We start from the raw sequence: 13021 nt of genomic DNA, 5'->3' as shown, positions 1-13021 counted from the left end.
AACGATAAGCGCAATTTGTACGCGAGCGCAGTGCTGATCGCCAGCCGCGAGGTGTAACCAAAACACAACGGCCCGCCATCAGGCGGGCCGTTGCACAGCAGGACGGTGAGGGGTCAGTCCTGACGGCTGGTAACTTCCAGCAGGTGATAACCGAATTGAGTCTTGACCGGGCCTTGAACGACGTTGATCGGTGCGCTGAACACCACGGTATCGAACTCCTTGACCATCTGGCCCGGGCCGAACGAGCCCAGGTCGCCGCCCTGGCGGCTGGATGGGCAAGTGGAGTTGGCCTTGGCAACTTCTGCGAAATCTGCACCGGCCTCGATCTGGGCCTTGAGTTCGTTGCACTTGTCTTCGCTGGAAACCAGGATGTGGCGGGCAGTGGCTTTAGCCATGGGAAAATCTCCAATCAAATCAGTAAAGGGTGGAGCCTACCGGATTCAGTGGCCGATTTCTCGGCAAAGTTCCGATTGGTTGTCGGATGCGTTCTCAGAGGTTAGCTGCCTGCAGACGCAAGGCGTGCTCGACATACAACTGGATCGAATCGATTGCTCCGGCTTGCTCGCCTGCGGTTCGACCCAGGCTGCGCAAGTGATCAAATGGATAGTCGGATCGGATCACGGTGCCCAGATGAGAGCTGTTGCGACCGACGAAACCGTCGTTCTGCAAAGGTTCGGTCATGAAGTACTGCGACAGGGCCCGGCAGATGTCCTGCACTGGATCGGGTTTGTGCAGGTTTATTGTCGGCACGACACCACTCCAGGAGTAGTAGCGCACATCATTGACCTGTTCGGCGCCTTGCCCGCCCCAACTCTGCGGCAGGCCTTGCGGGTACTTGTCATTGAAGTCGCCGACACCTTCGGTCGTCAGGGCACTCAATGCGGCCAATGCATGTTGCGGCAGCGCCGTGGTCCCGCTGAGCAAGCACAGGAAGTCGGAAAACACGGTGGCCACATTTTGTGCCACGGCTTCCGGCAGCTTTCCGGGTATCAGTGCCTTGCGCAGGAAATCCGCCAGTTCCGAACCGTGATTCGGCCCGCTGACCGACGTCACGGATGCGACCTTGTGTGGGGCAAGCGCTGCTGCGTAGCGAACAGCCAGTGCACCCTGGCTATGGCCAATCAGGTTGACTTTGGCCGCACCTGTGCCTTTGAGCACGGAGTCGATCTGGCAAAGCAGTTGTCTGCCTCGTACTTCATTGTCGTGAATGGCTGACAAGTGCGGCACGAAGACCTGTACGCCAATGGTCTGCAGAGCCTTTTTTACGTCGTGGAAGAGCTCAAAAGGGCCGATACGCTCGAATCCGAACAAACCGTGCACCAGGAGGATGGGGTAAAGAGTGGTGGTATTTTGTCGCATTTTTCATCCTTGATCGCAGAAGTTCATCGATATTTGCAGGCACCACTTTAAAGCAGTCGTTGAGCTCTCGATGTATGACCCATCCTCAACCGAAGTCGGAAACTGGATCAGCGTGCGCAGGAAATGTCCCTGAAATTTGAAATCCGGATCGGAATATCTGGACATCTTTTGCCTCACCCAATGATTTTTTCCTGCTATTGCCTACCTGCTGTGATGCGGTTGCTACCGCTACGCGGGATGGATGGACGACATCATTTTTCTTGTAGGGCGGGTTGAATAGAGATTCTTCGACGCAGCAAGCAAGCTGCAGGGGATTTCCATGGAATGGAGCTACGAATGAATATGCAGAACGCACGGGAACCCGCTAAGAGCGATATTGAAGTTATAACGATGATCGACTCACCGTTACACGCCTGCTTGCAGGAGCGGCCGGGTTCGTTACCCGCACTCAACCTCGAATCGGTGGAAGGAGATGTTCTGGATCCTTCATTGAGCAGGGTTGTCATCCGGATTGCGCCCTATCCCGATATGGCATGCGGTGACAGAGTGACACTGAGTTGGCACGGTCTTGATATCGAGGGGCTTGCGTATCGGCGTGAGTTTGTGCGATCGATCAGCGAGGCTCAGTTGGGGAGGGATACTGTTTTTGTCATCAGGAGCCCTCACATCGCCGCACTGGACGGTGGTTCACTGGAGGTGTTCTGGACATTGAACAGCGTAAAGTGGGGGTTACCCGTCAGCTCAGTCAGGACTCAACTGAATGTGGGAGACGTTCTATACAGTTTGCTGCCGCCCACGGTTGACGAGGCCGTTGGCGGGCATCTTGATCCGGCACGTGTAAATGAAGGCACCACAATCACTCTCCAGCCATATGCCGGGATGTCGGCCGGTGATCGAGTGGCGTTGCTCTGGCAAGGCGCTGCAGAGCATGCCTCATTCCGGGACAGCTTGATCGTCGAACCTTTTGCTGTTGGAGCACCGCTGGTGTTTGGTATCGATCCTCGATTCATCATCCCGCATTCTGGAAGCAAAGTGCTTGTTCGATATGTCATCGAACAAAAGACCGGCGCGTTGCGCGAATCGGGCTCCATGAACATCATCATTGCTCCGTTGGTGCGCGAAGAGCTGTCCGCACCACAAGTGCTTGAAGCACGGGAAGGGACGCTGGACGTACGCGATACCATTGATGGCGTCAGCGTCGTGATCAGCGATGCGCAGGTGGAGGTCGGTGAGCTGGTTTATCTCAAATGCGATGGCGAGTATTTCTTCCATCACGATGATCGGGAAATAACCAGGGCAATGGAGATCGAGCCTCTGGTCTTTATCGTTCCCTATCGCTTCTGGCGCGAACATGTCGGTACGGTTGTTCGAGTGTCCTTTTCGGTCGAGCGACTGGATGATGTCAGTCAAGTATCCGATACGACACTGCTGCGCGTGCAGGGTTGATCCAGCGGCCTTCCGGGCATGCACGCTCCGGAAGGCCGGTTTCATTTTCAGGCCCGGGACGGTTTCCGAAGACGCTCCGCAGCGTTGAGCAGCAGACGTTCCGTGGCAGAGAAACCCAGGCAGCCATCCGTTACCGAGACACCGTAGCGCAACGACTCACTCAGCGGTTGGCACCCTTCGAACAAATGTGACTCGATCATCATGCCGACCAGTGAGTGGTCTCCCTGGAGGCGCTGCTTCAGCACATCATTGAAAACGTCCGGCTGTCGCAGTGGGTCTTTGCCACTGTTGGCATGACTGCAGTCGACCATGATCCGGCCCGGAATCTTCAAGCGGCTCAGTTCCGTATGGATTCGGGCAACACTGGCGGAGTCGTAATTCGGTCCTTGATGGCCGCCGCGCAAGACCAGATGCGTGTCTGGATTGCCTGAGGTCGCGATGATTGCGGGATGTCCCTGGCTGTCCACTCCGAAATGACGATGAGGATGTGCGGCCGAGCGCATGGCGTCGACCGCGATGGCTACGCCGCCATCGGTGCCATTCTTGAAACCAACCGGCATGCCCAGCCCGCTGGCCATCTCGCGATGGATCTGTGACTCGGTGGTTCGCGCACCGATGGCCACCCAGCTGAGCAGGTCATCGAAGTAACCGGCAGCCATGGGCTGCAGCAGTTCGGTGGCAACAGGCAAGCCGAGGCGGATCATTTCCAGCATCAGCTCGCGTGACAGTGTCAGGCCGGCGGCCATGTCATCACTGCCATCGAGATGCGGATCGTAAGCCAGGCCTTTCCAACCGACGGTGGTACGGGGTTTTTCGACGTAAGCGCGCATCACCAGCAGCATCTCGTGATGGACGTCATCGGCCAGTCGGGCGAGCTTGCTTGCGTATTCGAGGGCGGATTGCGGGTCGTGAATCGAGCAAGGGCCGACGACGACCAGCAAGCGAGGGTCTTCGCCGTTGAGAATGGCGCGGATCGCCTGGCGGTGACTGGCGACCTGCTGGCTCAAGGCGCTGGCCAAGGGCAATTGCTGTTTGAGTTGCAGCGAACTGGGCAGACGCAGAGTCAATGCTTCGTTGGCCGGGTTCAGGGTGGACAGTGGCAGAGCAGAAACGGACGAGTTCATATGCGATTTTCCTGGGCTGGTCGCGGGGCTTTCCCGCCGACTCGGCCCTATTGGGGTGTTCGACAGTTGGCCGGATTGGCTACTTTTGTTGGCTTGCCACCTGTGGGTGACCGATCGGAGGCGGCAGGCTGTCCCGAGCGGAGGCTGCTAAATCGCCAGGCGGTAAAGGTGTCGTAGCGGTAATAAGTGGCGTAGTTCATGTGGCAATTCCTCAATTTGTCTGGTGTGTCGCTGAAAATTCGGGGTCTGAAAAAACAAAACCCCCGGTCGGGAGGCCGACCGGGGGTTGAGATTTCTCTGGTAGGCGACCCGTTTGTATGGGCGCCGGTTGGGTATCAGGCGCGCCAGTGGCTAAACCAATACCCAAAATAAAAGCTGGCAGGAGCACAGGCGCCGTTCACGCGGGCAGCAGCAACCGAGCGCAGGGCGCGGGTGTCAGGCAGCTGTACGATGGCGTTGAACATTATGTGTCTCCGATGAATGCGCCGAGCTTACTAGAGCCCGGGGCGCGTCAGCAATCAGAAAATGCTATCGAAGTTCAAAGAGCGTTTCTATGGCTTGAGCCTTCGGTCATGTGTGACACACTCTGCCTCTTTTTCAGCGATTCAGGGCAGAGTCGCGTTGGCGCCGACATCGCGGGAGAAGTCAGTTCATGAGTGAAGGGGACGAGCAGACAGGTTTTCATTTGCGGCAGTCAACGACCGATGACCTGTCATTTGCGCGAGAAATCACTTGCCGGAACATGCTCCGCTACTACATGAACTACGATTTGCTATGGCAGGACGATGCATTCGATATGGCCTGGGCCGGTCGCGAAAACTGGTTGATCGTGTGCGGTACTACTCCTGCAGGCTATTTCAGCCTGAGTCGTGATGCGCGAGCCTTGTATATTCGTGAGCTGCAGGTCTGTGAGGCGTTTCAAAGGCGAGGGGCAGGTTCCTGGGCGATCGATCAGGTTGTGGCAATGGCGTGCCGGGAGCGTCGTCCGGCAGTGCGCCTCACGGTGTTCAAGAACAACCCGGCGCAAAACCTGTATCGCAGAAAGGGATTGGTTGAGCAGGGCGGTGACGACTGTTTCCTGCGGATGCAGCTCGATTTAAGTACACGTGTGCTCTGAAACGCACGTCCGGCAAGCCTTGAATGATGAATTGAAACTTTTTATATGTCGCTTGCCGCTAGGTCTGCCGGGTACTTTTTGCTAAGGTGTCCGGCATCCCAATAAGACCATATCGCGAGGTGTCTGCTTGATTAGGGTGCTAGTGGTCGATGACCATGATCTCGTTCGTACAGGCATTACACGTATGCTGGCCGATATCGATGGCCTGCAAGTGGTTGGTCAGGCCGAGTCCGGGGAAGAATCCCTTATCAAGGCCCGTGAGTTGAAACCCGATGTGGTGCTGATGGACGTCAAGATGCCTGGCATCGGCGGCCTGGAAGCCACGCGCAAATTGCTGCGCAGCCATCCGGACATCAAGGTGGTTGCGGTCACCGTGTGCGAGGAAGATCCTTTTCCTACGCGCTTGTTGCAGGCCGGGGCTGCGGGTTACCTGACCAAGGGCGCCGGACTGCCGGAAATGGTGCAAGCCATTCGCCTGGTGTTCGCCGGTCAGCGTTACATCAGCCCGCAGATTGCCCAGCAACTGGCGATCAAGTCCTTTCAGCCAACCAATGATTCTCCGTTCGACGCCTTGTCGGAGCGGGAAATCCAGATTGCCCTGATGATTGTCGGCTGTCAGAAGGTACAGATCATTTCCGACAAATTGTGCCTGTCGCCTAAGACCGTCAACACTTACCGTTATCGTATTTTCGAGAAGCTTTCGATCAGTAGCGATGTCGAGCTGACGCTGCTTGCGGTACGCCATGGCATGGTCGATGCCAGCGCCTGACCATGACTGAGACATTTGATTCCGGCGCGTTTCTGTCGACGGTCAGCGGGCGCCCCGGCGTTTACCGCATGTTCGACAGTGATGCGCGTCTGTTGTACGTCGGCAAGGCCAAGAACCTCAAGAAACGTCTGGCCAGTTACTTTCGAAAGACCGGGCTGGCGCCTAAAACAGCTGCTCTGGTGGGGCGAATCGCCCAGGTCGAAACGACGATTACGGCCAACGAAACCGAGGCTCTGCTGCTTGAACAGACACTGATCAAGGAATGGCGACCTCCTTACAACATTCTGCTGCGCGACGATAAGTCCTATCCGTACGTTTTTCTGTCTGACGGGCAGTTCCCGCGACTGAGCATTCACCGCGGCGCCAAGAAGGCCAAGGGCAAGTACTTCGGCCCTTACCCGAGTGCCGGGGCCATTCGTGAAAGCCTGAGTCTTCTGCAAAAGACGTTTTTCGTGCGTCAGTGTGAAGACAGCTATTACAAGAACCGGACCCGTCCGTGCCTGCAGTACCAGATCAAGCGATGCAAGGCTCCTTGTGTCGGACTGGTCGAACCTGAGGTCTATGCCGAAGACGTTCGCCACTCGGTGATGTTCCTTGAGGGGCGCAGCCATGCGTTGACCAACGAGCTGTCCGGTGCGATGGAGGAGGCTGCGATCAATCTTGAGTTTGAACGCGCCGCCGAACTGCGCGACCAGATCGCATTACTGCGTCGGGTCCAGGATCAGCAAAGTATGGAAGGTGGTACTGGCGATATCGATGTAATCGCCGCATTCGTCAACCCGGGCGGTGCCTGTGTGCATTTGATCAGTGTGCGAGGTGGACGGGTTCTGGGGAGCAAGAATTTCTTCCCGCAAGTCGGTATCGAAGAGGACGTCGCCGAAGTCATGGCTGCATTTCTCGGCCAGTATTTCATCAGTAGCCCTGAGCGCGACTTGCCGAGCGAACTGATCGTCAACGTGGTTCATGATGATTTCCCTGCATTGATTGACGCGATCCATGAACTGCGGGGGCGCGAGTTGACCATCAGCCATCGGGTCCGCGGAACCAGGGCGCGCTGGCAGCAACTGGCCGTGACCAACGCCGAACAGGCGCTGGGGGCAAGGCTGGCCAATCGTCAGCATGTCGCGGCGCGTTTCGAGGCGTTGGCTGAAGTGCTGAACCTGGATGAGCCGCCACAGCGCCTGGAGTGTTACGACATCAGCCACTCCAGTGGCGAGGCGACGGTGGCGTCCTGTGTGGTATTCGGTCCGGAAGGCGCTATCAAGTCGGATTACCGCCGCTACAACATTGAAGGTGTGACGGCGGGTGACGATTATGCCGCCATGCATCAGGCGCTGACCCGGCGCTTCAGCAAGTTGAAGGACGGGGAGGGCAAGTTGCCGGACATTCTGTTGGTGGATGGTGGCAAGGGCCAGTTGTCGATGGCCCGGGATGTGCTCAATGAACTGGCAGTGCCGGATCTAATTCTGCTGGGGGTTGCGAAAGGCGCGACGCGCAAGGCGGGGTTCGAGACTTTGTATCTGAATGATGCGGCGCACGAGTTCACCCTGCGCGGCGACTCCCCGGCGTTGCACCTGATTCAGCAGATCCGTGACGAAGCTCACCGATTTGCGATTACCGGACACCGTGCCCGTCGCGGTAAAACCCGGCGTACGTCAACACTGGAAGGCGTGGCGGGGGTAGGCCCGACCCGTCGCAGGGATTTGTTGAAACATTTTGGTGGATTGCAGGAGCTGTCTCGTGCAAGCATCGAAGAGATCGCCAAAGCGCCGGGGATCAGCAAAAAGCTAGCAGAGTCGATTTATGCAAACCTGCATAGTGAGTAGAATGCCCATTCACCTCGTAGCCAGTTGTGCCGATGAATATCCCTAATCTGATTACCGTTCTCCGTGTCCTGCTCATCCCGATTTTCATTTTGCTGTTCTATCTGCCTTACCAGTGGAGTTATCTGGCCTCAAGTTCGGTATTTGCCTTCGCGGCAGCCACAGACTGGCTGGACGGTTACCTGGCGCGGCGCCTGGAGCAAAGCACCCCGTTTGGCGCGTTCCTGGATCCTGTCGCTGACAAACTGATGGTTGCCGTTGCACTGGTGTTGCTGGTGCAAGAACACGGTAACCTCTGGCTCACACTGCCGGCAGCCGTGATCATCGGTCGCGAGATCGTGGTTTCTGCATTGCGTGAGTGGATGGCCGAACTCGGTGCGCGGGCTCATGTTGCCGTATCGAACCTGGGTAAGTGGAAAACCGCTGCGCAAATGCTTGCGCTGGTGATTCTCCTGGCCAATCCCAAGGTTTTCAGCTTCTGGGTTTTTCTCGGTTATACGTTGCTGATGGTCTCGGCAGGCCTGACCCTGTGGTCGATGGTTCAATACCTTCGGGCTGCCTGGCCGCATCTGAAGACCGATGTTGAAAAGAAATAAAACTTTTTTGAATCAAAGGGTTGACGGCGCTTCTGATTTCTATAGAATGCGCCACACCAAGCGGGAATAGCTCAGTTGGTAGAGCACGACCTTGCCAAGGTCGGGGTCGCGAGTTCGAGTCTCGTTTCCCGCTCCAAGTTTGTACAGCGTTTGTTGTTGCGCTACTGACGACAAATGTTTTGAGGCCGAGTAGCAAAATGGTTATGCAGCGGATTGCAAATCCGCCTACGCCGGTTCGATTCCGACCTCGGCCTCCACTATAAACAAGCTCCGTAGATCCATGATTTACGGAGCTTTTTTATTTGTATTACGCTGAAAGATTTAGTCTTTAAAACAGCCTTTGCAAACTTGCTTCACAGGGGACTGATGTATATATTTCCCCCTCTGCTGAACGGGGTAACGATCTGTCAGGATTGCTAACCGGCATCAGAGCAATGTAACACCGCGCTACCGCCCGAATGGCGAAACTGGTAGACGCATGGGACTTAAAATCCCCCGCTCGTAAGGGCGTGCCGGTTCGATTCCGGCTTCGGGCACCATTAATATCAAGGGCTTGCATGATATATCTCATGCAAGCCCTTAGTTCTTTTTTCCGCAATCAAAAAATCTTTTCCGCAATTCGTGATCGTCAGTCACTTTGTGGGGTATCCCGCGCTGTGCGCAGGACCAGCAAGTCGATGCTCTCCATCGGGTTCTCCTCTAACGCATCTGCAGAATGATCGGGCTGCTGCTGGCCGGGTCGGTGTGTTTCCGCAGTTTGCCAACCGTCTGTGCGTCGACAGCACTGCTCTGATTACCCCAGGTGCTGCGCATGAAGGTCAGTACTTCGGCGATCTGCTGATCCGACAGCTGCTCACGGAAGGCCGGCATGCGATAGGCATCCGGCACGCCGGCCGCCACCACACGTTGCGCGCCATTGAGGGTGATGTTGATCGCCGAGGCGCTTTCCTTGGCCAGTGCAGAGGTCGCGCCGGCCAGCGGCGGCATCCATTGCGATTGACCCTTGCCGTCCAGACCGTGGCAAGACGCACAGCGTGTCACGTAGGTATGAGCACCGGGCGAGTCCAGACGTTGCGCTGCCGAAACCGCTTGGTACTGCCAGGGTGCGCCATCCCGTTCGCGATCCCCGGGAAGCGACTTCAGGTAGTGGGCAATGGCTGTCAGATCGTCATCGCTCATGAACTGCGTGGAGTTGTTGAACGCCTCGGTCATCGAGCCGTAGACCACCGCATGTTGGTTGCGCCCGGTCTTGAGGAACTGCACGATTTCCGACTCGCTCCAACGGCCCAGGCCGGTGTTGTGATCATCACGCAGGCTCGGCGCGTACCAGCCATCGAGCAAGGCGCCGGCAAGGTAGGGCTTGCCGGACTCATCCAGTGCTTTTTCGTTGAACGCCAGGCTGCGCGGTGTATGACAACTGCCGCAGTGTCCGGCGCCCTGAACGAGGTAAGCGCCACGGTTCCACTGTTCATCCTGCGACGGTTTGGCTACGTAGGGCTCGGCATCGACAAACACACCGTTCCACAGTGCAATCGGCCAGCGCAGGTTCAACGGGAACGGAATCGCACTCGGGATGTTCGCCTGTTTGACCGGCGCCACGCCTTTCATGAAGAACGCATACAACGCACGCACGTCATCGTCACTGAGCTTGGCGTAGGACGGGTAGGGCATCGCCGGGTATAACCGGCGGCTGTCGGGAGCTACGCCGTGGCGCACGGCACGGTCGAAGTCCGCCAGGCTGTAGTAACCGATGCCGGTGTCCATGTCCGGGGTGATATTGGTCGCATGGATCGCGCCCAGCGGTGTGGCCATTTCCAGCCCACCGGCGAACGGCGCGCCATCCGGCACGCTGTGACAGGCTACGCAATCGCTGAGTCTGGCGACGTATTCGCCACGCGAGACCAGTGCCGGGTCGATATCGGCCACGGCGATCTGATGGTTTTCAAGGCGCGAGACGGGCTCGCGGGTGACATACCAGGCCAGCAGGCCTGCCGCGACCAGACATGGCACGGCCAACCAGCCAGCGGTTCTTGCGAATCGGCTGTTGTTCATAAAGGCTCCGGCGATGATCAGGTGAAGGTGTGTCGGCTCAGGGGCAGGCTGCGTACCCGCTGCCCGGTCAGCGTTGCCACCGCATTGGCGACGGCAGGCGCGACGGCAGGCAACGGCGGTTCACCGATGCCACCCATTTTTTCCCCGCTCTCGACCACACGCACATGAACCCGTGCCATCCGCGCAGGCGGCAGGATCGGATACAAGTCGTAGTTGCGCGCCCTAGGCTTGCCATCAATCCACACGGCTTCTTCCACCAGGGTTTGCGACAGTCCCAACGCCACGGCACCATTCACCTGAGCCTCGACAATCGCCGGATTGACGATGCTGCCGGGGTCAATCGCCTGCCAGATGTCATGCACCTTGACCTGGCCGTTTTCGATGGAGACCTCGGCGATCACCGCAGTCTCCGTACCGAACGGCGAAGCCATGGCCACGCCTCTCGCCCGTCGGCTGCCGTCTTCGGCGGTAAACGGGCCACGCTTCCAGCCGCCCGACAATTCACCCACTGCTTGCAATAACGTGGTCAGCCGTTTGTTGTCACGCAGCAAATGCAGGCGCAGGTCGAACGGATCTTTGCCGCCCTTGTCGGCCAGTTCATCGAGGAACGATTCATAGAAGAAGTCGTTGAGGGAATTACCCACCGAGCGCCAGTAACCGAGCATGGCCGGGCCTTTGACGTAGATCTGCGCGATGCGCTTGTTGGGTATCGCATAGGACTTGCCCGACAACCCTTCCAGCGCCGTCGGGTCGAGTTTTTCACCTTGCTTTCCGGCAAGGGCTTCGGTCGGACCTTCGGTGGCACTGATCGCTTCGATTGCCAGCGGCCAGCCGTCGCTGTCCAGCGCGGCACGGAAATTCACCGCCGCAACGGGACGGAGCACGTCACGCAGAAACTCTTCCTCGCGACTCCAGATCAGTTTGACCGGGCGCCCAACCGCTTTGGCCAGCGTGATGGCCTGAGGGTAGGGACTGGCCGAGTCGTAGAGGAAATGCCGACCGAAGAACCCGCCCAGCAGCGGCGAATGCAAGGTGATGCGTGACGGATCGAGCCCGGTGCGCTTGGCGATGTCGGCGCGGAACATATCCGGCGCCTGATTCGGCAGCCAGACCTCCAGCGAACCATCCGGATTGAATCGGGCCAGTGCTGAAGGCGGCTCCAGTTGTCCGTGGTTCAGGTATTGGTTGTGGTAAGTGGCGTCGATCCGGGTCTTGGTCTCCTTGAGAATCGAAGCCACATCGCCTTCATGTTCATCATCTTTGGCGGGGCTTTTATCTTCAGCGAGGCGCTTGAACCACGCATCGCTGGAAAAGTCGGCGGGCATCGGCCGCACTTGGCTGTCGGCCGTCGGCTCTTGCCAGTCGACCTGAATCGCCTCGACGGCACGTTTGGCGTGCCACCAGCGCTCGGCGACCACCGCCACTGCGCCCGGCAGCCGGTGCACGGAATGCACGCCTTTCATTGCCTTGACCTGGTCTTCGTTGCGCAGGTTGCTCACGGTCATGCCCAGGCGCGGCGCATGTTGAACAGCAGCATGCAGCATGTCGTCGACTTTCAGATCGATGCTGTACAGCGCCTTGCCCGTGGACTTGTCGTAAGCGTCGAGACGCTTCACCGGTTTGCCGATCCAGCGGAACTGGCTCGGATCACGCAGCTTCACAGAGGCCGGATCGGGAACCGGCAGATCCATCGCACGCTCGGCCAGTTCACCGTAGGCCAACGAGCGCCCCGACTTGGCGTGCACGACTTTGCCAGGCTCGGTGCTCAACTCGCTCACCGGCACGCCAAGTTGCTGCGCGCCCGCCTGCAACAGCATGGCGCGGGCAAGGGCACCGAGGCGGCGCATGACCGGGTAACTCATGCGCACCGACATACTGCCGCCGGTGATGCGCATACCGTTTTCCATCACCACATAGGCTTCGCCGGGTGGCGCGGCTTCGACCAGAAAGGTCGCCGGGTCGGCATCCAGTTCTTCACCGACGATCTGCGCCATCGCAGTGAACGTGCCTTGTCCGCCTTCCATGAATGGGCAGAGCAGACGCACGCGGTTGTCCGGGCGGATCTCGAGAAACGCCGGGACCTGTGTGCCACGCTCGGCAGTTGCAGTTGCTGCAGCCGCCTGTACGCGTGTCACACCCAGCGGCAGACCGAAGCCGAGCACCAATGCGCCGACGGCGGTACCGGTCAGAAAACGTCTGCGCGACACATTGATCGGTTCATGCAGATCCAGTACTGAAGCGTGTTGTGAAGGGTCGATACGAACGTTCATCACGCGTCCCCCTTGCCGGCAAGCTCATGCACGGCGGCATGAATGGCGTTGTAAGTACCGCAGCGGCACAGATTGACCATCGCCGCCTCGATCTGTGCATCACTCGGTTTGGGGTTCTGCTTGAGCAGCGCGGTGGCGGCCATCACCTGCCCGGACTGGCAGTAGCCGCACTGGGCGACCTGCAGATCGACCCAGGTCGAGACGACTCGTTTGCCCACGTCATCGGTTTCGATGGCTTCAATGGTGGTGACCTCGCGGCCAACTACACCGGCCACTGGCGTGACGCAGGAACGCACCACATTGCCGTCCACCAGCACCGAGCAGGCGCCGCATTGCGCCAGTCCGCAGCCGTACTTTGTCCCGGTCATGCCCAGATCATCGCGGATCACCCACAGCAAGGGCGTATCGGCGTCGGCATCGACCTGATAGGTCTTCTGGTTGATTCGTAGTTCCATGGTTCACCCG

The 13021-nt window shown here is 58.3% G+C and carries 12 protein-coding genes and 3 tRNA genes; 8 read left to right on the top strand and 7 right to left on the bottom strand.

The window, feature by feature from the left end; translation table 11 throughout:
- Window positions 1-113 precede the first annotated feature (113 nt).
- Both NE357_RS15280 and NE357_RS15275 read right to left on the bottom strand, forming a co-directional pair.
- Window positions 114-395 (bottom strand): peptidylprolyl isomerase, encoded by a 282-nt coding sequence (locus NE357_RS15280; protein ID WP_041478733.1) that lies wholly within the window; start codon window positions 393-395, stop codon window positions 114-116.
- A gap of 94 nt (window positions 396-489) precedes the next feature.
- Entirely contained in the window at window positions 490-1359 is an 870-nt protein-coding gene (locus tag NE357_RS15275; RefSeq protein WP_169430577.1) for an esterase/lipase family protein, read from the bottom strand.
- 336 nt (window positions 1360-1695) lie between these two features.
- On the opposite strand from NE357_RS15275, the gene NE357_RS15270 reads away from it, so the two are divergent.
- Window positions 1696-2805 carry a hypothetical protein gene (locus NE357_RS15270; RefSeq protein WP_249314291.1) on the top strand — a complete coding sequence of 370 codons (1110 nt, stop codon included), beginning with the start codon at window positions 1696-1698 and terminating at the stop codon, window positions 2803-2805.
- 47 nt (window positions 2806-2852) lie between these two features.
- Here NE357_RS15270 and NE357_RS15265 read toward each other — a convergent pair whose 3' ends face one another.
- Complete coding sequence (locus NE357_RS15265; protein ID WP_169430576.1) at window positions 2853-3929, bottom strand: 3-deoxy-7-phosphoheptulonate synthase; 1077 nt, start codon at window positions 3927-3929, stop codon at window positions 2853-2855.
- A gap of 335 nt (window positions 3930-4264) precedes the next feature.
- Window positions 4265-4393 (bottom strand): hypothetical protein, encoded by a 129-nt coding sequence (locus tag NE357_RS15260; protein ID WP_279382168.1) that lies wholly within the window; start codon window positions 4391-4393, stop codon window positions 4265-4267.
- A 188-nt stretch (window positions 4394-4581) separates the two neighbouring features.
- Between NE357_RS15260 and NE357_RS15255 the strand changes: the two genes are divergently transcribed.
- The 7 genes from NE357_RS15255 to NE357_RS15225 all read left to right on the top strand — a co-directional run bounded on the left by NE357_RS15255 (window position 4582) and on the right by NE357_RS15225 (window position 8773).
- Window positions 4582-5046 carry a GNAT family N-acetyltransferase gene (locus NE357_RS15255; RefSeq protein WP_169430575.1) on the top strand — a complete coding sequence of 155 codons (465 nt, stop codon included), beginning with the start codon at window positions 4582-4584 and terminating at the stop codon, window positions 5044-5046.
- A 127-nt stretch (window positions 5047-5173) separates the two neighbouring features.
- A complete protein-coding gene (gene gacA / locus NE357_RS15250; protein WP_024012761.1) occupies window positions 5174-5815 on the top strand; it encodes a response regulator transcription factor GacA in 642 nt (213 codons plus the stop codon).
- 2 nt (window positions 5816-5817) lie between these two features.
- Window positions 5818-7641 carry an excinuclease ABC subunit UvrC gene (uvrC, locus tag NE357_RS15245; RefSeq protein WP_169430574.1) on the top strand — a complete coding sequence of 608 codons (1824 nt, stop codon included), beginning with the start codon at window positions 5818-5820 and terminating at the stop codon, window positions 7639-7641.
- A gap of 32 nt (window positions 7642-7673) precedes the next feature.
- A complete protein-coding gene (gene pgsA / locus NE357_RS15240) occupies window positions 7674-8234 on the top strand; it encodes a CDP-diacylglycerol--glycerol-3-phosphate 3-phosphatidyltransferase (protein WP_169430573.1) in 561 nt (186 codons plus the stop codon).
- 60 nt (window positions 8235-8294) lie between these two features.
- Window positions 8295-8370, top strand: a tRNA-Gly gene (locus NE357_RS15235).
- A 47-nt stretch (window positions 8371-8417) separates the two neighbouring features.
- Window positions 8418-8491, top strand: a tRNA-Cys gene (locus NE357_RS15230).
- 195 nt (window positions 8492-8686) lie between these two features.
- Window positions 8687-8773: transfer RNA gene (locus NE357_RS15225), tRNA-Leu, on the top strand.
- 160 nt (window positions 8774-8933) lie between these two features.
- On the opposite strand, the gene NE357_RS15220 is transcribed toward NE357_RS15225, so the two are convergent.
- From NE357_RS15220 to NE357_RS15210, 3 genes are read right to left on the bottom strand one after another with little or no spacing between them, the layout of a single operon-like run.
- A complete protein-coding gene (locus NE357_RS15220; protein ID WP_169430572.1) occupies window positions 8934-10286 on the bottom strand; it encodes a c-type cytochrome in 1353 nt (450 codons plus the stop codon).
- 17 nt (window positions 10287-10303) lie between these two features.
- On the bottom strand, window positions 10304-12556 hold the full coding sequence (locus NE357_RS15215) for a xanthine dehydrogenase family protein molybdopterin-binding subunit (RefSeq protein ID WP_169430571.1): 2253 nt from the start codon (window positions 12554-12556) through the stop codon (window positions 10304-10306).
- Window positions 12556-13011, bottom strand: coding sequence for a (2Fe-2S)-binding protein (locus tag NE357_RS15210; RefSeq protein WP_085611777.1), 456 nt, complete (start codon window positions 13009-13011; stop codon window positions 12556-12558). The genes NE357_RS15215 and NE357_RS15210 overlap by 1 nt, the downstream gene beginning before the upstream one ends.
- Window positions 13012-13021 lie beyond the last annotated feature (10 nt).

It is taken from the genome of Pseudomonas sp. G7(2022) (genome assembly GCF_052660475.1).
This window is presented reverse-complemented; position numbering and strand designations above follow the sequence as displayed.